The organism is Dactylosporangium sp. CA-139066 (assembly GCF_050936175.1).
Classification (GTDB): Bacteria; Actinomycetota; Actinomycetes; order Mycobacteriales; family Micromonosporaceae; genus Dactylosporangium.
In genome coordinates this window covers 3,489,946-3,511,344 of record NZ_JBNJNH010000001.1, presented here as the reverse complement: position 1 = coordinate 3,511,344, position 21,399 = coordinate 3,489,946, and the positions used below count along the sequence as shown (strand labels likewise).

Sequence of the window (21,399 nt, the reverse complement as noted above, 5' to 3'; positions counted from 1 at the left end):
CCTCTGGACACGCTCGGCCGGCGCGCCGGGTAGCCTGCCGTTCGGCACGAACTGTTGCGAGGTGCCCCGGCGGCGACGGCGGGGAGAATCGGGAAGCCGGTGCAAGTCCGGCACGGGCCCGCCGCGGTGACCGGGGAGCTGCCGCCCACCACGTGTTTGCGTGAGCCACTGGCCATACCGGCTGGGAAGGCGGGCGGTGAGGTGACGATCCGGGAGTCCGAAGACCGGCCTCGCGTGGTGGCCCCGGCGTGCGCCGGGGCATGATCGCAGCGGGAGCCTGCCCATGACGCACGACCTGTACGAGATCATCCACCGCCGGCGCGACGTGCGCGGCGAGTTCACCGGCGAGCCGATCCCGGACGCCGTCCTCGATCGGATCCTGACCGCCGCGCACGCCGCCCCGAGCGTCGGCCTGTCGCAGCCGTGGGACTTCGTCGTCGTGCGGGACCCGGCGCTGCGCGGGGCCTTCCATGCCCACGTCCGCGACGAACGCGACGTCTTCGCCGCCACGCTGGACCCCGACGCGGCCGCCCGCTTCGCCCGAATCAAGATCGACGGCGTGCTGGAGTCGACGCTGTCGATCGTGGTCACGTACGACCCGCAACGCGGCGGACCCGCGGTCCTGGGCCGCCACGCGATCGCCGACGCCGGGCTGTACTCCGTCTGCCTGGCCGTGCAGAACCTGTGGCTGGCCGCCACCGCCGAGCACCTGGGCGTGGGCTGGGTCTCGTTCTACCGCGAGGACTTCCTGCGCGACCTGCTCGGCATCCCGGCCGGCATCCGCCCGGTGGCCTGGCTCTGCGTCGGCCCGGTCGCCCGCCTGCAGGAGGTCCCGGACCTGGAGCGCCACGGCTGGCGCCGCCGCCGCCCGCTGGAGCTGGCCCGCCACGACGACCGCTGGGGGCAGCGCACCTGACTGCCCGCAGCTGCTGCAGGCAGCACGGCGGTCACCCCGCCGAGCGGTCCCCGCCGCCCCGTGCATCGAGGTGGCGGCGGACCCGGTCCAGGCGGTCCGCCAGGTCCGGCGCCTCCTCGCGCAGCCGGCCGAGGTCCGAACGGCGGTGCAGCTGGTGGGTCCACAGCACCGCCCGGCCCTGTTCGAGCACGGTGACGGACGCCGCCGCGTCGCCCGCCTCGACCTGGGCGGCTGCGGCGTGTCCGGCGACGCCGACGGCCTCGGTGGCCAGGTGGCGCTCCTGGACCCGCCGGTCCAGGCCGACCCAGGCGACCAGAGGGAGCTCGGCGACGGCGCGGGCCAGCAGCGCCGCCGCGTCCGGCCCTTCGCCGCGGGCGTGGGCGATGTCCCCGGCGACGACGGCGGCCTGCAGCCGCTGGCGCGGGCTGGCACCGGGCAGCGCCGATGCCTCACGCAGGCGTTCCAGCGCGGATGCCTGATCGTCGCCGCGGGCATCCCGTGCATAGCGCAGCATGAGGAACGCCGCGTGATCACGCAGGGCCGGCGCGCGCTGGGGATGATCGGCGGCCAACCGGTCCGCAGCCTGACCGGCGAGACCGATCGCCTCGTCGAGGGCGGGGTTGGTGGCGGTCGGGTCCCGCATGATCAGCGCGAAGGCCAGGTTCAGGGCCAGGCCGGCCCACCAGGCCGAGCCCGCCGCCGCGGCCAGGCCGGTCCGCAGCGTGGCGACCGCGTCATCCGCGTCGCGCTCGTCGCCGCGCCGCCGGTACCGCTGCATGAGCTTGCCGCCCAGGTTCGACAGCAGCACCAGCCGGTCGACGTGGGTCGCCGGTTGATCCCGCAGCGCGTCGCGGAGTTGGTCGATCGCCTCGTCGAGATCGGCCGGGCGGTCCAGTTCGGCCGCGCGCTCGGCGAGGGCCTCGGCGAGCGCGGCCCGGCGTTCGCTGCGCCGCTCGGGCGGTTCGCCCGCCGCCTCGGACTCGGTTACCGCTCGCCGGCCGGCTTCGACGGCCGCCTCCAGGTCCTCCGGCGCGCCGTGGTACGCGAACCGCATCCGCAGGCTCATGCTCAGCACGGCCAGGCAGTACGAGCGGCCGTCGGCGCTCGGCCGGAGCGCCACGGCCTCGCGGCCCAGCGCGATGGCCTCGTCGAGGTCGGCGATGCGGCCCGACGTGTCATACCGGACCCGCATCAGGTCCGCCAGTTCGCTGGTCAATCCGGCGCGCTCCGCGCCGGCCGGCTCGGCGTCCGCCAGCCGGGACCGGATGATCCGTTCGGACTCGGCCAGCATCTCCGGCGCCGCGCCGATCCGCTGGCACCACGCGAGGAGCAGCCGGGCCAGCCGCACCGCGCGGCGCTGTTCGCCCAGATCGGCACCGGCCGCGCGGTCGCCGGCGGCGACCCGGGCCGCGGCCACCGCGGTACCGAGGTCGTCGAGCGCGCCGGTGCTCGCGAACCGCGACTCGAACACGTCGGCCCACGCGCCGGGTCAGGACGATCGCGCCGCGGACCGCGTTCAGGGCGTCGTCCAGGTCTTCGGGAGCTCCAGTCCGATCGAACCGCGCGAAGATCAGGCCGCCGAGATCGCTGAGCCCGTCGGCCCGCTGCGGTACCGCCCGGCCCGGCAGATCGGCGGCGGTCCGCGCGTGGCCAATGGCCTCGTCGATGTCTTCGATCGGGCCGCCGTGCTCGAAGCGGATCCGCAGGGCCGTGGCCAGCATGCCGAGCTGCATCGCCCGTTCCTCGGGCTCGCCGGCCGGCTCGGCGACCACATCCCGGCTGATCTGCAGGCACTCGTCGAGCAGGTCCGGGTCCGGGTCGGCCTCGTACCAGGCCCGCAGCGCATTCGCCAGCGCGATCCGCGTCAGCGCCGCCCTCCGGTCGTCGCCGGACACGGCCACGGCCCGGCGGAAGTTCACCACCGCGGCCTCGACGTCGGCGGCATCGCCGGTCTGCGCGAACCGGTCCTGGAAGGCCCGCCCGCGACCGACGATCGCGTCCAGCGAGGACAGGTACGCGGTGATCTGCGGCGGTACCGCGTCCGGCGCGACCCGGCCGATGCCCTCGAAATAGCTGACCGCGGCCTGGAACTCCGGTTCCCGCGGCCGCGGGGTGGAGATCACCCGGGCCCAGTACAGCCGGGCCAGGGCGTAGGCGCTCTCGAGGTCGATGCCGCCGTCGGCGTCCATGGCGCATTCCCGCAGGGCGTCGGCCTCGGCCAGCGCGGCGCCGCCCTGAACGGCGTCGGCGTCGCCGGTCTCCGCCAGCCGGGCCACCCGCGCGTGCAGCGCCTCGATCAGCGTTTCACGGTCGGTCACGCGACGGTCCCACACCAGGCCCCGCGCTACGCCGCGGCGCCGAACGAGGTCCAGTCGACCAGGCGGTCGTCGAACGCGCCGCCGTCCTTGAGGATGCCGGCGATCCCGTCGCGCAGGGGCGTGCTCATCTCGCGCAGCTGGCCGGCGATCAGCGGCTGGAACATCGACGGCTGCAGCAGCCACCACCACGCGACCAGGTGCTCCGGGCCGAATTCGGACGGGGCGGAGAGCAGGGCGCGCCACTCGTCGCGCAGCATCGGGTACTCCTGCGGCAGCCGCTCCAGCACCCCGAACCAGTTCTCCCAGCTCACGACCATGAACAGGCGCAGGCGGTCGCGGGCCCAGCGCAGCGCGGACGGGTGGTCCGGGGCGCCCGCGTCGCGCAGGACGGCCGCCAGGTAGTCCTCCACCACCCGGGCGGCGCCGGGCACGTCGGCCGGGCCGCGGCGGCGGATGGAGTCGCGCAGCGCGGCGAGCTCGGGATCGGACACGACGCCATTGTGGGCCCGGCGCGTCCGGCATCACATCGCCGTTCAGATGCCGCATTCCGGGTCTTCGAAGCGTTTCGAACTGTACATTTCATCGCGGCTCGACGCGTTTATGCACGTCAGACCGGCTGTCCCGGGACTTTCGCCGAATCGGCGCTTGGGCGGAGCCGGTCAGGCACGTGACGATCCCCGGCCAGGGACGGGCCCGCCCGCCCGTCCCGTCCGTACATCCCGGAGGAACCTCGTCATGAGCCTGCTCAAACGCCTGCCGCGCGGCCGCACCCTCGGTGTGGCCGGCGCCGTCGGGGCCCTCGTGGCCGGCGGCCTGATCCTTGCGCCGATGGTGAGCGCCTCGGCGTCGGCCGGCTGCCGCGTCACATACACCACCAACCAGTGGCCCGGCGGCTTCACCGCCAACATCGGCATCACCAACCTCGGTGACCCGGTGAGCTCGTGGACGCTCGGCTGGACGTTCCCCGACGCCGGGCAGAAGGTCGGCCAGGGCTGGTCGGCGACCTACACCCAGAGCGGCTCGGCCGTCACCGCCAAGAGCATGGACTACAACGGTTCGCTGGCCACCGGCGCCACGACCAGCATCGGCTTCAACGGGACCTGGACCGCCTCCAACCCGACGCCGAGCTCCTTCACGCTCAACGGCGTCGCCTGCACCGGGTCCACGACCGGGTCGCCGTCGCCGTCCAAGAGCACCAGCCCGAGCCCGAGCACCAGCCCGTCCACGCCGCCGCCCCCGACGGGCGGCACGCCGCTGGCCATCAACGGGCAGCTGCACGTCTGCGGCGTCAATCTCTGCAACCAGTACAACAAGGCGATCCAGCTGCGCGGCATGAGCACGCACGGCATCCAGTGGTTCGCGTCCTGCATCAACGGGACGTCCCTCGACGCCCTCGCGAACGACTGGAAGGCCGACCTGCTGCGCATCGCCATGTACGTGCAGGAGCAGGGCTACGAGACCAACCCGGCCGGGTTCACCGCGCAGGTCAACAACTACGTCGACCTGGCCGAGGCCCGCGGGATGTACGCCATCATCGACTTCCACACGCTGACCCCGGGTGACCCGAACTACAACCTCGACCGGGCCAAGACCTTCTTCGCCTCCGTGGCCCAGCGCAACGCGGCCAAGAAGAACGTCATCTACGAGATCGCCAACGAGCCCAACGGCGTCTCCTGGCAGGGCATCAAGAACTACGCCGAGCAGGTCATCCCGGTGATCCGGGCGGCCGACCCGGACGCGGTCGTCATCGTCGGCACCCGCGGCTGGTCCTCGCTGGGCGTCTCGGACGGCTCGAGCGAGACCGAGATCGTGAACAGCCCGGTCAACGCGACGAACATCATGTATGCGTTCCACTTCTACGCGGCCTCGCACAAGGACAACTACCGCACGGTGGTCGCCCGCGCGGCGAAGCTGCTGCCGCTGTTCGTCACCGAGTTCGGCACGGTGAGCGCGACCGGCGGCGGGGCCACCGACCTGTCCAGCACCAGCACCTGGCTCGACCTGCTCGACCAGAACAAGATCAGCTACGCCAACTGGACGTACTCCGACGCCAACGAGAGCAGCGCCGCGTTCAAGCCGGGCACCTGCTCCGCCGGCTCCTACACGAACACGTCGCAGCTGACGGAGTCCGGGACGTACGTGCGCAACCGGATCCGCACCGCGGACAACTTCCCGACCTCCTGAGTGCTCACGCGGTTCCCAGCGCCGGCTCGACCGGCCGGCGCTGGGCCGCCCGCGGCGCGAGATGCGCCTAGCAGCCGACCCAGCCGCGAGCCATGGCGCAGGTCGCGGCAATCGCCGGCGCCGAGCCCGCGGAACCAGTGCATCGCCGGACCGTACAACCCTTGCACCGGGCGGCATCCAGCGGCGTCCGTCGGTAACTTTTGCCCGATTTGTGCGTTTGAACCAATGTGCAGTCACCACGCCGTACGGCCGTTGCAACGCTCCTCGCCGTGGCCGGGACGGCATTGGGACTCGGCACCCCGACCGCCGCCGCCGATCCCGGCGCGAGCCCGCTGGGCGCGGCCCCGCTCGGTGATCCCCGCCAGCTGGCGACCGACCTCGCCGGAAACGTCTACGCGGCCGACCGCGACCACGGGCGGGTCGTGCGCATCAGCCCGGGCGGCGAGACCTCGACGGTGGCCGACGGCCTCGACGCCCCGGACGGCCTGGCCGTGGACGGCGCCGGCACGGTGTACGTCGCCGACCGCGCCGCCGGCGTCTCCCGCATCACGGCGACGGGCCGCTCGGCGGTGGCCCCCGCCCCCGCGGACGCGGCCCTGGCGGTCGACCCGGGCGGCAACCTCTACGTCGCCGACCGCGACGCCGGTCTTGTGTGGCGGGTGACCCCGGCCGGCGTGCGCTCCCTCGTCCTCGGCGGCGGCGCCACCCCCGGCCCCCTGACGGGCCCGACCCCCGCCCTGGACGTGCGCATCGACCCGTCCGGCGTGACGGTCGACGGGGTCGGCAACCTGTACGCCGCCGACCGCTCCGCCTGCTACGTCCTCAAGGTCGACCCGGCCGGCACGGCCACGACGTACGCCGGCCGGGCCGCCGGCTGCGGCGCCCCGCCCGAGGCCCCGGCCCGGGCCACGTCGGCGAGCGTCGGGCGGATCGGGCACCTGGCCGCGGACCCGGCCGGCAACGTGTACCTCGCCGACCGCTCCAACCGCACCGTGGAGCGCGTCGGGCCGGACGGCACCCTGACCGTCCTCGCCCCGTCCCCGCTCGGCCCGGTGTCGTCGGTCACCGCCGGCCCGACCGGCGTCGTGTACTTCACCGCCGACGGCGACGGCTCCGTCTCCCGCCTCGGCCCGGCCGCCGCGAGCCCGCCCCGGGACCTGCGCGCCACCCCCCGCGACCGCGCCCTGGCCCTGTCGTTCCTGCCCCCGCTCGACCCGGGCCTGACGCCGGTCACGTCGTACGACGTCAGCCTCGACGGCGCCCAGACCTGGCGGACCCTGTCCACGACGGTGTCGTCGGGGCGCCTGACGGGCACGGTGGCCGGCCTGCGCAACGGGGTGCAGTACAGCGTGCTGGTCGCCGCCCGCAACACCGCCGGCCGCTCGCCCGGCAGCGCCATCATCCCGGCCGTTCCCGGCGTCCCCGCGCCCGCGACGGCCGCCGCCCGCCCGCTGGCCGCCGGCCGGGAGCTCGACACCCCCGCCGCGCCCGCGGGCGCCCCGCACGCGCCCGGCCACTCGCTCGCGGTGACCGGCCCGGCAACGCTGGCACTGGCCGGCGCCGGCCTGGCCCTGCTGATCACCGGGGCGCGACTGGCCGGCGTCGGAAGAGCGGGTCTTCGGCCAGGATCAGGCACTCCCAGGTGTCGTCGCGGCGCCGCCGCGGGCCCCGATCCGGACACCGCCCCGGCCCGTCGAGCTGGCTGAGCATCGCCGGGCCGGGTAGGCCCGCGCCGCAGCCGCGCGCGCAGATCCGGCGACGCCGACGGCCGCAGCCCCGCCTCGCGCCGGCAGACGACGAGGTCGGCCAACCCACCAACGCCGCCGACAACAATTCGGCGAGCGAGGAACAAGGCCGGGACGGTCAGTCCATTGCCGTCCGTCCCGGCCCTCTGTGGTGCCGGTTGGGTGGCTGTCGATGTCGGGTGCGCATCCGTATAGAATTTCGCTCATGCGAGCTGAGGGCTGGTACCGCGACCCGTTCGACTCGCACGAAGATCGTTGGTTCTCGGACGGACGGCCGACCGCTCTCGTCCGCGACGGCGGTGTCGACTCCTATGACGCCCCGCCGGCACACGATTGGTCTGGTCCGCTTGCTCCGGTGGCGCCCGTTGGACCGGCCAACGGTGACGATCTGAAGCGCGCAGATCAATCCGTTCCTCAGCGGGACGTCCCGCCCACGGGGACGTGGTGGGCGTGGCCGTCATCTTGACACAGAGGGCCTGACGCCAGCCGAGTGTCCGGTCTCGGGACCTGCGGCTTGCTGTCAACCGCTGTTTGCTGGTGGCTCAAACCGGCTGGACGAGGTACGCAGACTGGACGGTGTGATCGACATAACCGCTGATCTCGTACGCGCCTTGGTCGCTGAGCAGTTCCCCGAGTGGTCCGGCCTGCCCGTCACGCCGGTGGCTCGCCAGGGCTGGGACAATCGGACCTTCCGGCTCGGCGATCATCTGGCCGTGCGTCTGCCCAGCGCGGAGGGCTACGTCGCCGGCATCGCCAAGGAGGACCGCTGCCTGCCCGTCCTGGCTGCGCACCTGCCGGTGCCCGTACCGGCGCCGATCGCCACTGGGGAACCGGGGGCCGACTATCCGTTTCCGTGGTCGGTGCGCCGCTGGCTGCCCGGAGACACCGTCGAGGTGGCGCGGGACGTCGACCGTAGCGTGCTGGCGCAGGACCTCGGTGCTGTCCTGTCCGCGCTGCGGGTGGCCCCGCCGTGGCAGGGTCCGGCCTGCGGTCGTCACTCCTGCTTCCGGGGCTGCCACCCCAGCGTCTACAGCGACGAGGTCGAGTACGCCCTGACCAAGCTTGCCAGCGTCGTCGACGTCGCCGCCTGCCAGGCCGTCTGGGACGAGGCGTTGACCTCGGCCTGGCCGTCCGCGCCGGTGTGGTTCCACGGCGACGTGGCGGTCGGCAACCTGCTCACCGTCGACGGGAGGTTGTCTGCGGTCATCGATTTCGGTACGTGCGGCGTCGGCGACCCCGCCTGCGACCTGGTGATGGCCTGGACCTACTTCATCGGTGACGAGCGCAAGGTCTTCGCGGAGGCCGTCGGCCTGTCCAAGGACACGTGGCGACGAGCACGCGGCTGGGCGTTGTGGAAGGCGCTCGTGACGATCGCCGGCCAGTCCAGCCCTGACCCCGAGGGCTTCCAGGAACGCGCCCTGGTCCAAGTCCTTCAGGATCCAGTCGCGAGTTGACAGGAGCCGTAGACCTCTTCCGGTGTCAGGGAAGAGGTCAGTGTCCTGCGGGGCTGTCGTACAGCTCCGGCCGGGCCAAGGCTTCCTGCGGTACCGCCGCCAGATCGAACGCATAGTGCAGCAGGCCGTCGGCGTAGGTCGGGCCCGGGTCCGTGCCGGCCAGGGCGCGCACCAGGCCGCGGGTCGGGGCGTTGGAGCCGGCCACGTCCGCATGAATGGTCGTCACGCCCGCCGCGATCATGCGCTGGACCAAGGCTCGGATCAGCGCCTTGGCCAGGCCGGTGCGCTGCCACGGATCGGCGACCAAAACCGCCAGGTCGGCCTCCGGGCCGCCGCCGGGAAGCCGGCCGTACTCGGCCCAGCCGCACAGCACCCCGCCGTCCACGGCGACCTGGGCGTCCCACTCCGCGCGCGGGCCGGCGGCGATGTGCGCCAGGTACGACGCGGGCAGGCGGCCGCCGCTGCCGACCAGGAAGCGGCGGTCGATGGTGCGGGGCGAGAGGTACGCCTGCGCGGCGATCACGAGGGCCCGGTCGCCGTCGCGCCACGGTCTGATGAGCATCGGTACCTCCCCCGGAGTCGGGCTGAGTCCAAACGCTAGACCCAGTCCGCGGGCGGAAGCTACCCTGAGTCTGGTTTCGAGACCGTGAAGGTGACGGAGCCCACACGCAGCAACCCGTCGTCGAGCGGGGTGCAGCGCACGCCGCCGTGGCCGCGCAGCGCGCGCCAGGCGCCGGGGGCGATCGTCACGTCCATCCATGCGCACGGGTTGGCGCGGCGCCGCACGTGCAGGCGCACCGGGCCGTCGCCGGAGTCCAGGGTCAGCACCGTGCCGACCAGATCGTCGACCGGGATGCCCGACACGAGGACGTTGCGGCGGGCCTCGGCCAGGCCGGCACCGGGCGGCAGCCACTCGCGCGCGATGACGGTGACGCTCGCGTCGCGGTGGGCCGGGTGGGCGAAGTAGCGGTCGCCGACGATGCCCAGGCCGGCGCGGATCTCGATCGCGTCGACGAGCTCGCCGGGCGGCGCCGGCGCCGGGCCGTCCTGGGGGCGCCCGGACAGGCGGTGCCGCGGCGAGGCGAGCAGCTCGACGATGCGCGAATCGGGACCCACCGAGACCATTGAACACCCGCGGGCCATCCCCCGGTCGCCGCGGCGCCATGCGCCTGGGGTACAACAGCGGATCATGTTTGCCCTCGTGCTCGCGGTCCTCGCCGCCGCCATGTTCGCCGTGTCCGCGGCGATGCAGCAGCGGGCCGCGCAGCGGGCGGCGCCGGACGTGCACGACCGCGCGCTGCCGGTGCGGGTGCTGCTGCTGGTACGCCGGCTGGTGCGCGACCGCTGGTGGCTCGCCGGGTGGATCCTCAACGTCGTCGCGTTCGCCGCACACGCGGTCGCGCTGCACCTGGGCTCGCTGACGGTGGTGCAGGCGCTGCTCGTCTCGCAGCTGCTCTTCGCCATGTTCACCGTGCGCCGGCCGCCGGCCCGGGCGTGGCTGGGCACCGTGTCCGTCTGCGCGGGGCTGGCGCTGCTGGTCGTGGCGCGTCCGGCGGTACCGCAGACGCTCCAGCGCGGCGACGTCGCCCCCGCGGTCGGCGTGGCGGCGGCGGTCATGGTCGCGTTCATTGCGCTCGCCCACGTGCTGCCCAAGCGCGCGGAGGCCCGGGTGCGCGGCGCCCTGGCCGGCGTGGCGGCCGGCGTGTGCACCTGCCTGACCGCGGTCTTCGTCGTGCTCGTCACCGACACGCTGGCCCGCGACGGCGTGACCGGGCTCGCCCACGACTGGGCGACGATCGGCCTGATCGCCTCGACGAGCGCCAGCGGCCTGCTGACCCAGGACGCGTTCGCGGCCGGCTCGCTGCCCACGGCGCTGACCGCGATCAGCATCGCCGACCCGCTCAGCAGCGCCGTGTTCGACGCGAGCGTCTTCCACGCCGGCTGGCGCGGGGCGCTGTGGTGGCCGTGGAGCCCGATCGCCGTCGTCGCCCTGCTGGTGACGGGCGTGGCGCTGCTCGCGGCCGCGCGGGTCGCCCAGCGCGCCGCCGCCCCGCAGGGCGAGCTGGCGACGCTGCCTTAGGGCACGGGCTGACGGCTGCCGGTTGCGGCGGCGAAGACGTCGAGCAGGCCGTGCACCGTGGCCGACCACGGGAACTGCTCGGCGCCGGCGCGGGAGTCGGCCTGGCGCAGCTCGGCCGGGACGGTGAGCAGCGACTCGACGCCGTCGGCGAGGCCCTCGGGCGTGCCGTCGGTGACGCGGCCGGACTGCGGGCGCAGCAGCAGCTCGCCGGCGGCGCCCCTGGCCGGCACGACGACGGGCACGCCGCAGGCCAGGGACTCGAGCGTCGCCAGCCCGAACGTCTCGGCCGGCGACGGTGACAGCGACACGTCGGCGCCGGCGACCAGGTCGGCCAGGCGCTGCCGGTCGGCGACGTGGCCGAGGAAGCGCACCGGCAGTCCCTCGGCGGCCCGCTCGAGCTTGCGCAGGTTGGGGCCGGTGCCGATCACGTCGAGCGTGGCCGGGACGCCGCGGCGGCGCAGCTCGCGCAGGGCCGCCACGGACAGGTCGGGGTGCTTCTCCGTGGACAGGCGGGTCACGGTCACCAGGCGGATCTGCTCACCGCCGGTGCGCGGGGCCGGGCGGAACGTGTCGAGGTCGACGCCGAGCGGCACGCGGTGCGTCTTGACCGGCTCGAAGGCGGCGAACTCGGCGGCCGAGAAGGCGGAGGTCAGCACGATGTGGTCGACGAGGCGGTGCAGGCGGCGGTTGATGGCGGTGGCCGCGGAGTCCAGCGGGAACCAGCGCGGCACCCGGGTGCGCAGGATCGCGTTGATGCGCTCGTGCGAGACCAGCACCAGCGGTACGCCCCGGCTGCGCGCCCACGGCGACAGCCAGCCGATGCTGAGCTTGTCGTTGGCCTCGATCACGTCCGGCTCGACCGCGTCGAGCAGGCGGCAGATGCGGGTGCGGGCGGTGAGCACCCGGTAACCGCCGGAGCCGGGCAGCAGCGGGCTGCGCACGGTGAGGTGGCGCCCGTCGGGCAGCGTGATGTCGCGGTCCTCGGTGCCGGGCACGAGGGTCACGCGTTCGTGGCCGGCGGCGATGTACCCGCGGCCGGTCTGCTCCACGCAGGTGCGAAGCCCGCCCGACACCGGCGTGTAGAAGTTGGCGAGCTGGACGATCTTCACGATGCCGCCGCGCCCACGACGGCGCCGTAGGTGGTGGCGCGGGCGCCGGCCTTCAGCGCGCCCTCGACGGCCCGCAGGGTGTCGTCGCGCAGGCCCGGGCGCTTGAGGTCGTCGGGGTGCAGCGCGACACGCACGAGGCCGCGGCGCCGGCGGGCCGCCCACGACGCGCCCGCGCGCAGGATCGCCGAGCCGAGCCGCTCGCCGGTGCCGCCGGGGCGGTGCGACAGGGCGAAGCCGCGGCGCGACCGGCCGGACGTCAGGTCCTTCACGCCGAAATGATCCGTGGTGTACCGGAACCCGGCGCCCTTCAGCGCCCGCAGCGCGGCCGGCGAGGCGAGCCAGCCGGGCGGCGTGAAGCCGGTGGTGGCCAGCCCGAGGGCGTCGAACACGGCGCGGGCGTCGGCGAGGCGCCGGGCCGCCTGGGCCTCGTCCAGCGCGGCGAACTCGGCGGCGCCGCGGGCCACGGCCCGCCCGACCGCCCGGCGCACCGCGGTGCCCTCCGGACCGGCCTGGTGGCACCAGCCGTGCAGCACGATCTCGTCGCCGCGCGCTTCGCGCTCGCGCAGCACCTCCGCGTAACCGGCGTCCTCCGACAGCGCCATCCCGCGCCACGGTCCGGGAATCACCAGCAGTGACACCGGGATCCCCAGAGCGTCAGCATCGGCGCACCAGCGCGCCGTCTCCTCGGCACTGGCGGGCGCCACGTCGTGCACACTCACCACCATCAACGGGGCTTGCGCCTCGCCGGAGTCCTCCGCGGACGGTTCCACAACCATCACCAACGCCCATCACACCAGGTCAAGGCGGCGTACAGCAGCCGAGTCGGGGTACCTGTCGCCGGACGGTAGCACGTGACGGCGGGCACCCTGGGACCTCGGGCGTCCGCCGCGGACAATGCGGCGCAGGTCACGATCGCATCGATGAAGCAAAACCCACAAAAACGTGAATCCGACGTGTACGAGTGGCGGGAACCCGACAAAACGACGGGTTTTGTCAAGTCTTGACAGTTATCGCGAGTTACAGCGACCCTTGTCGATACTCGCCGCCATCCGCCACATGGGGGTACCTCGATGGGCCGACTCCGCCCGCTCGCCGCACTACTATTCGCCCTAGTCGCCACGGTGCTCGTCGCCCCGGCGCACCCCGCCGGCGCCGCCGTCGCGTCCCGCCCGATCCGCATCATGCCGCTCGGCGACTCCATCACCTACGGTGTCGGCAGCCCATCCAGCTCCAGCTACCGCGCCGCGCTGTGGAACCGCCTCGCCGTCCAGGCCGGCTACAACATCGACTTCGTCGGCTCGCAGCGCTCCGGCGCCCTGCCCGACCAGGACAACGAGGGCCACTCCGGCTGGCGCATCGATGAGATCGCCGCCAATATCGACGGCTGGCTGGCCACGTACCAGCCCGACGTGGTGCTGCTGCACATCGGCACCAACGACATGAACCAGAACTACCAGGTCGGCACCGCGCCGCAGCGCCTGTCCGCGCTCGTCGACCGCATCCTCGCCGACCGGCCGGCCGCCACCGTGCTCGTCGCGAAGATCATCCCGGCGCTGGACGCCGGCATCCAGGCCCGCATCGACGCGTTCAACGCCGCCATACCGGGCGCCCTGGCCGGCAAGGCGCGCACCCGCCTCGTCGACCTGTCCGGCCTTGCCCCCTCGGACCTGAACGACACCCTGCACCCCAACGACACCGGCTACGCCCGGATGGCCGTGCGCTGGTACACCGGCCTCGAGCCCGTCCTCGGCGACGGCCGCGACTGGCCGCTGTTCGGCACCGCGTTCGAGGCGGGCGACCCGGCCCAGACGTGGCTGGACAGCGCGGGCGCCTCGGTGGGCGTCGGGGGGTCGCCGGCTGCTGTCGCGTCAGTGTGCTGTGGCGCTCGTAGGTGGTCGGTAGTCGGGCGGGTGGAACGGGTGTGAGCGAAGTCCAGAATTGTCGTACCCCTCGTCGATACTGGTCATCGTTCGGCAAACGACGGGGGTGATGGCGGTGCGGACGATGCAGGCGTATCGGTTCGCTCTGGACCTCACGCCGGTGCAGGTGCGGAGTGCGCTGGCGCATGCGGGTGCGGCCCGGGTCGCGCATAACTGGGCGCTAGGCAGGGTGAAGGCGGTGCTGGACCAGCGGGCGGCGGAGCGTTCCCACGGGGTGGCGGAGGCGGACCTGACGCCGTCGTTGTCGTGGTCGTTGCCGGCGCTGCGTAAGGCGTGGAACGCGGTGAAGGGTGAGGTGGCGCCGTGGTGGCCGGAGGTGTCGAAGGAGGCGTTCAACACCGGCCTGGACGCACTCGCCCGCGGGCTTAAGAGCTGGTGCGGTTCCCGCACCGGGGCGCGTGCCGGGCGTAGGGTGGGGTTTCCCAGGTTCAAGTCTCGGCGGCGGACGACGCCGTCGATCAGGTTCACGACCGGGACGATGCGGGTTGAACCGGATCGGATGCATGTGGTGCTGCCGCGGATGGGCCGGCTGAAACTGCACGAGTCCGCCCGGAAACTGGCGCGTCGTCTGGAGGCGGGGACCGCGCGGATCCTGTCGGCGACCGTCCGGCGTGATGGTGGGCGGTGGTTCGTGGCGTTCACCGTCGAGATCGAACGCCAGGTCACGCGTCCGGCCCGACCGGGGTCGGTGGTCGGCATGGACGTCGGGATCACCCACCTTGCTGTGCTGTCCACCGGTGAGCTCGTGCCGAACCCTCGTCACCTCGACGCGGCACGTGACCGGTTCCGGGCGCTGGGGCGGGCGATGTCCCGTAAGCGCGGCCCGGACCGGCGCACCGGGCGGCAGGCGTCGAAGCGGTGGCTGCGCGCCGCTGCGCGGGTCGGCCGGGCGCATGCCCGGGTGGCGAACCTGCGCCGTGACGGGCTGCACCAGCTCACCACCTGGCTCGCGACCGAGTACGGCACGGTCGTGGTCGAGGATCTCAACGTGGCTGGGATGCTGCGTAACCGGCGTCTGGCCCGGCGTGTTGCCGACGCTGGGTTCGCCGAGCTGCGGCGCCAGTTGGCGTACAAGACGGTGTGGAACGGTGGGCGGCTTGTGGTGGCCGACCGGTGGTTCCCGTCCTCCAAGACCTGCTCGGGCTGTGGTGTGGTGAAAACCAAACTCGCCCTGTCCGAGCGTCAGTACCGGTGTGCAGGGTGTGGTCTGGTTCTGGACCGGGACCTCAACGCCGCGCGGAACCTGGCCGCCCTCGCGGCCGAGTTCGACACCGCCGGGAGTGGCCCGGTGGCAGGACGTGGAGCCAACCACAAGACCCGCACCTGCGGGCAGGAGGCTGCGAAGCGTCAACCCGGCGCCGCCCTGGCGGGTAAGACCGGGACCGTTCTGCCGAAAGGCAGAACTGCCGCGTGAGCGCCAAAGAACACTCAACGGCAACGGTACTGCTGCGGCCTGACGGCCATGGAGTCCTCCCCGCGCGCCGAGCTGGCCCGCAGCGGCACCCGGGCGCGGATGTACTCCGGCGCCGACAACTCCACCACCGTCTCGTACTCCTACCAGCGCCTCTTCGCCGCCGACCTGCCGCTGGGCCCGTCGAGCGTGCTGTCGTACTGGATCTACCCGCAGCAGGCGACCGGCACCTTCGCCGGCGTGGACCTGCAGTTCACCGACGGCTCGGCGCTGCGCGACTCCGGCGCCGTGGACCAGTTCGGGGTGCGGGCGCATCCGCAGTACCAGGGCGAGGGCGGCCATCTGGCGGTGAACCAGTGGAACCTCGTGCGGGTCAGCCTGGCCGGCCTCGCCGGCAAGACCGTCGCCCGCATCGACCTCGGCTTCGACCGCCCCACCGGCACGGGCGCGTTCCGCGGCTACCTCGACGACCTGACCATCGGCGACGAGTCCGGCTCCTACCCCGGCGCCAACCTGGCCCGCGGCGCCGCCGTCACCGGCTCGTCGCCGTGCGTCGCGGCCGAGTCGCCGGCCCTGGCCGCCGACGGCGTCGTCACCGGCAACAGCAAGTGGTGCAGCGGCGTGGCCGGCGCGAGCCTGCAGCTGGACCTGGGCGCGGCCCGCACGGTGCGCCGCTTCGTGGTCCGGCACGCGGCGGCGGGCGGGAGGCTCTGGCGTACAACACCCGGGCCTTCACCATCCAGGTCAGCACCGACGGCACGGCCTGGACCACCGCGGTGACGGTGACCGCCAACACCGACGGCGTCACGACGCACGCCATCGCGGCGACGACGGCCCGCTATGTGCGCCTGACGGCCACCACCCCGACCCAGGGCGTCGACGGCGCCACGCGCATCTACGAGCTGGAGGTCAACGGCACCTAGCCGGCCCGGGGGCGCTCTCTAGAATGGCCAGGCCACCTCGTCACCTGGAGAGCGCCCATGACCGCCGAGTTCACCCCGCTGCGGCGCTCCACGGCCGCGGCCGAGGCGATGCGCAGCATCCAGGAGATGATCGTCGACGGCCGCCTCTTCCCCGGCCAGCGCCTGCCGGCCGAGCGAGAGCTGAGCGAGCTGCTCGGCATCAGTCGCCCCACGCTGCGCGAGACGATCCGCTCCCTGGTGAGCCTGAACATCCTGGAGAGCCGCCACGGCTCGGGCACGTACGTCGCCGCGCTGTCCACGACGGACCTGCTCGAGCCGCTGCAGTTCGTGATGGCCCTCAACCGGCAGACGGTCGACTCGCTGTTCGAGGCGCGCCTGGTGATCGAGCCGGCCCTGGCCGCCCTCGCGGCGGCGCGCGCGGGCTCGGCGGACGTCGCGGCGATGCGGGCCGCTTTGGCGGACCCCGACAAGGTTGCGGCGGACGTGACGCTGCACCGGCTGATCGCCGAGGCCGCGGGCAACTCACTGCTGGCGACGATGCTGGAGACCCTGTCGACGCTGGGCCGGGCCTCGCGGGCCCGGACGGCGGCGCGCCCGGGCGTGCTGCGGCGCACGGCCGCCGAGCACAAGGCGATCGTGGACGCCATCGACGCCCGCGACGCCGAGGCCGCCCGCGCGGCGATGACGGCGCACCTGACGAGGATCGCCGCGGTGGCCCGCCAGCCCTGACCCTGTCCGTCAGACATCGGTGTGCTGGAGAACTGTGACGACCTCGGCCCCGACGCGCCCCCGCACCTGATCGACGCGGCCATCGCCCGGCTGGCGGCGCCCGCGGACGAGGGGGACCTCTTCTGCCGGGCGTCGCTGCTGCTGTTCCGGCACATCCAGAGCACGTTCATGCCGGATCGCACCGCCGCGCCGGACGATCTCGACCGGGCGGTGCACGACGGCATGGAGCTCCTGACCCGGCTGCGGCGCGACGATGCGGGCGTTGCGCAGTTCGAGGCGGCGGTGCGCCAGGTCCTCGCCGAGGCGCTGCAGCTGCGCGACGCACCGGGCGACGCCGACGGCGCCATCGAGGTCATGGCCGAGGCGACCCGGCGCTTCCCGGCCGGCTCGCCGGAGTGGGTCATGGCGGTGAGCGGGCTCGGCGACCGGCTTTTCGCCCGGTACACCACCCAGCACCGGCCCGACGACTTCGCCGCGGCCGAGCGGGCGATCCGGTCCGCGCTCGACGCCGGCTCGCCGGACCGGCCGTCGCTGTGGATGCGGCTCGGCTCGCTCTTTGAGGAGCGGTTCCGGGCCGAGGGCGCCGTGGCGGACCACCGGCGGGCCCTCGAGACCCTGCGAACCGGATGGGCCGAGGGCTCGCGATATCCGATGCTGGCCGTCTCGTACGCCGACGCGGTCGTCAACTCGGGGGCGGAGCCGACCCCCGACGAGCTGGACACCGCCATCGCCCTGCTGTCGGCGATCGACGGCGCCGATCTGCCCGCGATGGTGGAGCCGCAGGTCCAGTACCTCGTGACGGTGGCACACTTCCGCCGCCTCAACGCGCGCCACGACCCGGCCGATCTGCGGGCCACGGTGGCGGCGGCCGGCCGCGTCATCGACCACCCGGGCACCGAACCCCTCCTGCGCGCGGAGACCCGATGGATTCGCGCGACCGCCCGGCTCGACCATGCGGCGCGCACCGGCGAACGGATGGCCGACATCGACCCGATCATCGCGGACCTCACCGCCGCCGTCGGGCTGCTGAAGCCGGCCCAGCGCCGGTACGCCGACACCCAGCTCACCCGCATGCTGGCCGAGCGGGCCCGCCGGACGGGCGACGAGCGTGACGCCGCCGCGGCCGAGGAGCAGGCGACGCAGGCGCTGCAATGGATGCCCGAGGGTTCGGCCGAGCGCGCCGAGATCCTCTACCACCTCGCAGTGTTCGCACTGGGCCGGTCCGAGCGGGGCCGGGCCGACCCGGCCGCCGTGGACCGGGCGATCGGCCTCCTCCGGCAGGTCGTTGCGGACGCCGCCGCCACGCCAACGGTGCGGGCGACCGCGGCCGGCCAGCTCGCCACGGCGACCGCCGGGCGGGCCTACTACCGGGGCGGCGACCCGACGGCCGTCGACGCCGCCATCACCCTGGCCGCCGGCGCGCTGCGCGCGACGAGCCTCGGCGACATGAACCGCGTCGCCCTGGCCGCGTCGGTCGCCGGCGCCCTGCTCGTGCGGTACGAGACGCGCGGCGACCTCACCGACCTGCGCTGGTGCCTCGAGCTGCTGCAGGACGCGCGGGACGAGGCGCCCGGCGACCCGAACCGCCGCGAGCTGATCCTGACGCTCGCCCAGGCCCAGATCATGTGGAGCCAGGCCGCCGGCGAAGCGCCGCCGGCCCAGACCCTGGCCGTCCTGAGCGACGTGCTCTCGGCGCCGCCGGGCGACCCGCGGCGGGTCCAGGCCCTGCGCAGCCTTGCCGGTGGCTATGCGATGCGCGCCGAGCGAACCGACGACCCGGGCGACTGGCGCCAAGCCGTCGGGTACACCCGCCAGCTGCTCGCCGGGCTGGCGCCGGGCGCCCCCTTCACCGCCCTCATGCGGATGAGCGCGGGCGGCACGCTGATGCTGGCCGGCCGGGGGCTCAACGACATCGGCCTCGTCCGGGAAGGCACCGAACTCACCGGCGCCGCGCTGGACGAACCGGCGGGCCGGCTGCTGCGCGGCCGGTACCTCGCCGCATACGGCGCGGCGCTGCTCGAGCTGCACCGGCACGCGCCGCGCCCGGGCGACCTCGACCGGGCCGTCGCCGCCCTGCGCGAGGCGAACGATGCGGCCGCCGCCGAGCCGGGGCAGCGCGGCGCCGCCGAGATCGGGCTGGGCCTGGCCGCGGCCCTCGCCCTCGCCGGCGATTCGGTCGCCGCCGCCGACGCCGGCCGGGCGGCGCTGCGGGCGCGGGCCTGGCAGGTGCTGCTGCAGTCCGGCACGCACGACGCCATGACCGCCGCCGGGCGCAGCGCGGCCGATGCGCTGCAGGTGGCCCGGGCCGCGTTGGACGCGGGCGACCGCCCCGGCGCCTGGCTCGCCCTGGAGACCGGCCGCGGCCTCGTGCTGCACGCCGCGACCGTCGCCGCGACGGTGCCCGAGCTGCTGCGCGGCGCCGGCGAACCCGGCCTGGCCGAGCGGTGGAACGCCGCCGCCGTGGACCCGGACGGCGGGCGATGGCGTACCGCCGACCCGGACCTGCCGCGCGACGACCGTTTCCGGGCGCTCGAGATCCTCGCGCGCGAAAGTGCGTTGTTCGATCCCCCGTCGCTCGAGGCGGTCGGCGATGCGCTCGCTGCCGTCGGCGCCGATGCGCTCGTCTACCTGTTCCCGGGTACCGACGGCGGGCCCGGTCTGGCGCTGGTCGTCGACCCGGACGGGCGGGTCGACCCCCTCGACCTGCCCGGGCTGACCGGCGACTGGGCGGTCCCGGAGGCGGTCCAGCAGGCCGTCGCGACGCGGGAGGTGGAGCCGGTGCCGGACGACTCCGCCCTCGGGCGGGGCCTCGCCGACGTGTGCCGGGCCGCGTGGGACGTGGCGATCCGGCCGCTGCTCGACCGGTGGCACGAGCGCCACCCCGGCGAGCCGCACCTCGTGCTCGTGCCCGGCGGCGCCCTGGCCACGGTGCCGTGGCACGCCGCACACGGCGGCGGCCGCTGGGCGATCGACGAGGCCGCCTTCTCGTACATCGCGTCGGGCCGCCTGCTGGTCGAGGTCGCCCGGCGGGCCGCCCCGCCGCGCGGCGACGTCGGCCTGATCATCGGCAACCCGGACACCGGCCGCCCACGGGAGGCGCTGCCGAACGCGGGCGCCGAGGCGAGCGCCATCTTCCGGGCGCACTACGCCGCCGGCCGGTACTGCGGCCGCCCCGACGGCCCGGCCCTCACCGCCGACGGTCCCGGCCGGCCGCAGGACGTCCTCGAATGGCTGGCCGCCGCCGGATCGCCGCCCGCCACCGTGCTGCACCTCGCCTGCCACGGCGTCGTCCGGGCCGACGGGCCCGCCTCCTCCTACCTGTTGCTGGCCGGCGGCGCCCGCATCTGCGCCGAGGAGATCCTGCGCGCCGCCGCGGCCCGCCCGGCCGGCCGCTCGCCGGGGCTCGTGTCGCTCGCCGCCTGCACCACCCACCGCGCCGGCCGCGCCTACGACGAGGCGGTGACGCTGTCTACGGCGTTCCTGGTGGCCGGCGCGACGACGGCGATCGGGTCGCTGTGGCCGGTCCCGGACCGGGAGACCGCTCGGCTCATGGTCGCGTTCCACGACAACCTCGCCGGCCGCGGGATGCCCCCGCGCACCGCCCTGCGCGAGGCCCAGCGGGCGATGCGCGACGCCGCCGACGACGCGACGCTCGGCCACTGGGCCGGCTTCGTCCACCTCGGGCAGTGATCGAGTCGGACGACAGATTGGCTTGACCACTTGGCCGCTTGGTCACTACGTTGGCCGCCATGAGATTTGCGCGACTTGGGCCGGCCGGGTCCGAGCGGCCCGTCGTGGTCGCCGAGGACGGCACCTACCTCGACCTCACCGGGGTCACCGACGACATCGACGCCCGCTTCCTCGCCTCCGGCGGGCCCGAGCGGGCCCGCGCCGCGCTCGCCTCGCTCCCCCGGCTCGACGTGCCGGAGGGCATGCGCGTCGGGGCGCCGATCGCGCGGCCCGGCAAGATCGTGTGCATCGGGCTCAACTACGCCCGGCACGCGGCCGAGACCGGCGCGCAGCCGCCGGCCGAGCCGGTCGTGTTCATGAAGGCGCCCGACACGGTCGTGGGGCCCGACGACGACGTGCTCATCCCGCGCAAGAGCGCGAAGACCGACTACGAGGTCGAGCTCGCCGTGGTCATCGGCAGCACGGCCCGCTACCTCGACTCGACGGATGACGCGGCGGCGCACATCGCGGGGTACGCGATCAGCAACGACGTCTCCGAGCGGGAGTTCCAGCTCGAGCGCGGCGGGCAGTGGGACAAGGGGAAGAACTGCGAGACGTTCAACCCGCTCGGGCCCTGGCTCGTCACGCCCGAGGGGCTCGACGTACCGGCGTTGCGGCTGCGGTCCTGGGTCAACGGGGAGGCGCGGCAGGACGAGACCGCCGCGGACATGATTTTCGATGTCCCGCATCTCGTCTGGTACCTCAGCCAGTTCATGGTCCTGCACCCCGGCGACATCGTGAACACCGGGACGCCGGCGGGCGTGGCGATGGGGCTGCCGGGGCAGCCGTACCTGCGGCCGGGGGACGTCGTCGAGCTCGAGATCGACGGGCTCGGCAAGCAGCGGCAGCGATTGGTCTGAA

18 protein-coding genes and 1 riboswitch are annotated in these 21,399 nt (G+C 74.2%); of the genes, 12 read left to right on the top strand and 6 right to left on the bottom strand.

All coding sequences use genetic code 11. From position 1 onward, the window contains the following. Nucleotides 1-42: 42 nt before the first annotated feature. Nucleotides 43-247: riboswitch (cobalamin riboswitch) on the top strand. A gap of 36 nt (nucleotides 248-283) precedes the next feature. Next, nucleotides 284-916, top strand: coding sequence for a 5,6-dimethylbenzimidazole synthase (bluB, locus tag ACQEVU_RS15985; RefSeq protein WP_433324106.1), 633 nt, complete (start codon nucleotides 284-286; stop codon nucleotides 914-916). Between the two features lie 31 nt (nucleotides 917-947). Here bluB and ACQEVU_RS15980 read toward each other — a convergent pair whose 3' ends face one another. Together ACQEVU_RS15980 and ACQEVU_RS15975 are read right to left on the bottom strand one after the other, a co-directional pair. Beyond that, entirely contained in the window at nucleotides 948-2,387 is a 1,440-nt protein-coding gene (locus ACQEVU_RS15980; RefSeq protein WP_433324104.1) for a hypothetical protein, read from the bottom strand. A gap of 873 nt (nucleotides 2,388-3,260) precedes the next feature. Continuing rightward, nucleotides 3,261-3,725, bottom strand: coding sequence for a hypothetical protein (locus ACQEVU_RS15975; protein ID WP_433324102.1), 465 nt, complete (start codon nucleotides 3,723-3,725; stop codon nucleotides 3,261-3,263). A gap of 244 nt (nucleotides 3,726-3,969) precedes the next feature. Between ACQEVU_RS15975 and ACQEVU_RS15970 the strand changes: the two genes are divergently transcribed. The 3 genes from ACQEVU_RS15970 to ACQEVU_RS15960 all read left to right on the top strand — a co-directional run bounded on the left by ACQEVU_RS15970 (nucleotide 3,970) and on the right by ACQEVU_RS15960 (nucleotide 8,617). After that, entirely contained in the window at nucleotides 3,970-5,418 is a 1,449-nt protein-coding gene (locus tag ACQEVU_RS15970; protein ID WP_433324100.1) for a cellulase family glycosylhydrolase, read from the top strand. A 269-nt stretch (nucleotides 5,419-5,687) separates the two neighbouring features. Continuing rightward, nucleotides 5,688-7,124, top strand: a complete 1,437-nt coding sequence (locus ACQEVU_RS15965) for a fibronectin type III domain-containing protein (protein ID WP_433324098.1) — start codon at nucleotides 5,688-5,690, stop codon at nucleotides 7,122-7,124. Between the two features lie 617 nt (nucleotides 7,125-7,741). After that, on the top strand, nucleotides 7,742-8,617 hold the full coding sequence (locus ACQEVU_RS15960; RefSeq protein ID WP_433324096.1) for an aminoglycoside phosphotransferase family protein: 876 nt from the start codon (nucleotides 7,742-7,744) through the stop codon (nucleotides 8,615-8,617). Nucleotides 8,618-8,654: 37 nt separating this feature from the next. Here the strand turns inward: ACQEVU_RS15960 and ACQEVU_RS15955 are convergent, their stop codons facing one another. Further along, on the bottom strand, nucleotides 8,655-9,179 hold the full coding sequence (locus tag ACQEVU_RS15955) for an N-acetyltransferase family protein (protein ID WP_433324094.1): 525 nt from the start codon (nucleotides 9,177-9,179) through the stop codon (nucleotides 8,655-8,657). Nucleotides 9,180-9,238: 59 nt separating this feature from the next. Beyond that, complete coding sequence (locus tag ACQEVU_RS15950) at nucleotides 9,239-9,733, bottom strand: molybdenum cofactor biosysynthesis protein (RefSeq protein WP_433324092.1); 495 nt, start codon at nucleotides 9,731-9,733, stop codon at nucleotides 9,239-9,241. 73 nt (nucleotides 9,734-9,806) lie between these two features. Between ACQEVU_RS15950 and ACQEVU_RS15945 the strand changes: the two genes are divergently transcribed. Further along, the gene (locus tag ACQEVU_RS15945; protein ID WP_433324090.1) at nucleotides 9,807-10,697 is read left to right on the top strand and encodes a DMT family transporter; all 891 of its coding nucleotides are present in this window, start codon (nucleotides 9,807-9,809) and stop codon (nucleotides 10,695-10,697) included. Here ACQEVU_RS15945 and ACQEVU_RS15940 read toward each other — a convergent pair. Together ACQEVU_RS15940 and ACQEVU_RS15935 are read right to left on the bottom strand one after the other, a co-directional pair. Further along, on the bottom strand, nucleotides 10,694-11,806 hold the full coding sequence (locus tag ACQEVU_RS15940) for a glycosyltransferase (protein ID WP_433324088.1): 1,113 nt from the start codon (nucleotides 11,804-11,806) through the stop codon (nucleotides 10,694-10,696). The two genes, ACQEVU_RS15945 and ACQEVU_RS15940, sit on opposite strands and share 4 nt — an antisense overlap. Further along, nucleotides 11,803-12,576, bottom strand: coding sequence for a DUF2334 domain-containing protein (locus ACQEVU_RS15935; protein ID WP_433324086.1), 774 nt, complete (start codon nucleotides 12,574-12,576; stop codon nucleotides 11,803-11,805). The genes ACQEVU_RS15940 and ACQEVU_RS15935 overlap by 4 nt, the downstream gene beginning before the upstream one ends. Nucleotides 12,577-12,876: 300 nt before the next feature. On the opposite strand from ACQEVU_RS15935, the gene ACQEVU_RS15930 reads away from it, so the two are divergent. From ACQEVU_RS15930 to ACQEVU_RS15900, 7 genes are all read left to right on the top strand, one after another. Continuing rightward, entirely contained in the window at nucleotides 12,877-13,731 is an 855-nt protein-coding gene (locus ACQEVU_RS15930) for an SGNH/GDSL hydrolase family protein (RefSeq protein WP_433324084.1), read from the top strand. A 64-nt stretch (nucleotides 13,732-13,795) separates the two neighbouring features. Then, entirely contained in the window at nucleotides 13,796-15,160 is a 1,365-nt protein-coding gene (gene tnpB / locus ACQEVU_RS15925) for an IS607 family element RNA-guided endonuclease TnpB (RefSeq protein WP_433324082.1), read from the top strand. A 48-nt stretch (nucleotides 15,161-15,208) separates the two neighbouring features. Then, entirely contained in the window at nucleotides 15,209-15,937 is a 729-nt protein-coding gene (locus ACQEVU_RS15920; protein WP_433324080.1) for a discoidin domain-containing protein, read from the top strand. Continuing rightward, nucleotides 15,868-16,080, top strand: coding sequence for a galactose-binding domain-containing protein (locus ACQEVU_RS15915; protein WP_433334956.1), 213 nt, complete (start codon nucleotides 15,868-15,870; stop codon nucleotides 16,078-16,080). The genes ACQEVU_RS15920 and ACQEVU_RS15915 overlap by 70 nt, the downstream gene beginning before the upstream one ends. Nucleotides 16,081-16,137: 57 nt before the next feature. Beyond that, nucleotides 16,138-16,809: a FadR/GntR family transcriptional regulator gene (locus ACQEVU_RS15910; RefSeq protein WP_433324078.1), complete on the top strand. Its 672-nt coding sequence runs from the start codon at nucleotides 16,138-16,140 to the stop codon at nucleotides 16,807-16,809. Between the two features lie 21 nt (nucleotides 16,810-16,830). Continuing rightward, nucleotides 16,831-20,499: a CHAT domain-containing protein gene (locus ACQEVU_RS15905; RefSeq protein ID WP_433324076.1), complete on the top strand. Its 3,669-nt coding sequence runs from the start codon at nucleotides 16,831-16,833 to the stop codon at nucleotides 20,497-20,499. Between the two features lie 59 nt (nucleotides 20,500-20,558). Further along, entirely contained in the window at nucleotides 20,559-21,398 is an 840-nt protein-coding gene (locus ACQEVU_RS15900) for a fumarylacetoacetate hydrolase family protein (RefSeq protein ID WP_433324074.1), read from the top strand. The last annotated feature ends 1 nt before the right edge of the window (nucleotide 21,399 follow it).

What these genes read in the sequence shown, in the direction of transcription:
- ACQEVU_RS15910 (WP_433324078.1), top strand. Translation starts at nt 16,138, where the DNA reads ATGACCGCCGAGTTCACCCCGCTGCGGCGCTCCACGGCCGCGGCCGAG.
- ACQEVU_RS15955 (WP_433324094.1), bottom strand. Translation starts at nt 9,179, where the DNA reads ATGCTCATCAGACCGTGGCGCGACGGCGACCGGGCCCTCGTGATCGCC.
- ACQEVU_RS15970 (WP_433324100.1), top strand. Translation starts at nt 3,970, where the DNA reads ATGAGCCTGCTCAAACGCCTGCCGCGCGGCCGCACCCTCGGTGTGGCC.
- ACQEVU_RS15920 (WP_433324080.1), top strand. Translation starts at nt 15,209, where the DNA reads ATGGAGTCCTCCCCGCGCGCCGAGCTGGCCCGCAGCGGCACCCGGGCG.
- bluB (WP_433324106.1), top strand. Translation starts at nt 284, where the DNA reads ATGACGCACGACCTGTACGAGATCATCCACCGCCGGCGCGACGTGCGC.
- ACQEVU_RS15930 (WP_433324084.1), top strand. Translation starts at nt 12,877, where the DNA reads ATGGGCCGACTCCGCCCGCTCGCCGCACTACTATTCGCCCTAGTCGCC.
- ACQEVU_RS15945 (WP_433324090.1), top strand. Translation starts at nt 9,807, where the DNA reads ATGTTTGCCCTCGTGCTCGCGGTCCTCGCCGCCGCCATGTTCGCCGTG.
- ACQEVU_RS15900 (WP_433324074.1), top strand. Translation starts at nt 20,559, where the DNA reads ATGAGATTTGCGCGACTTGGGCCGGCCGGGTCCGAGCGGCCCGTCGTG.
- tnpB (WP_433324082.1), top strand. Translation starts at nt 13,796, where the DNA reads ATGGCGGTGCGGACGATGCAGGCGTATCGGTTCGCTCTGGACCTCACG.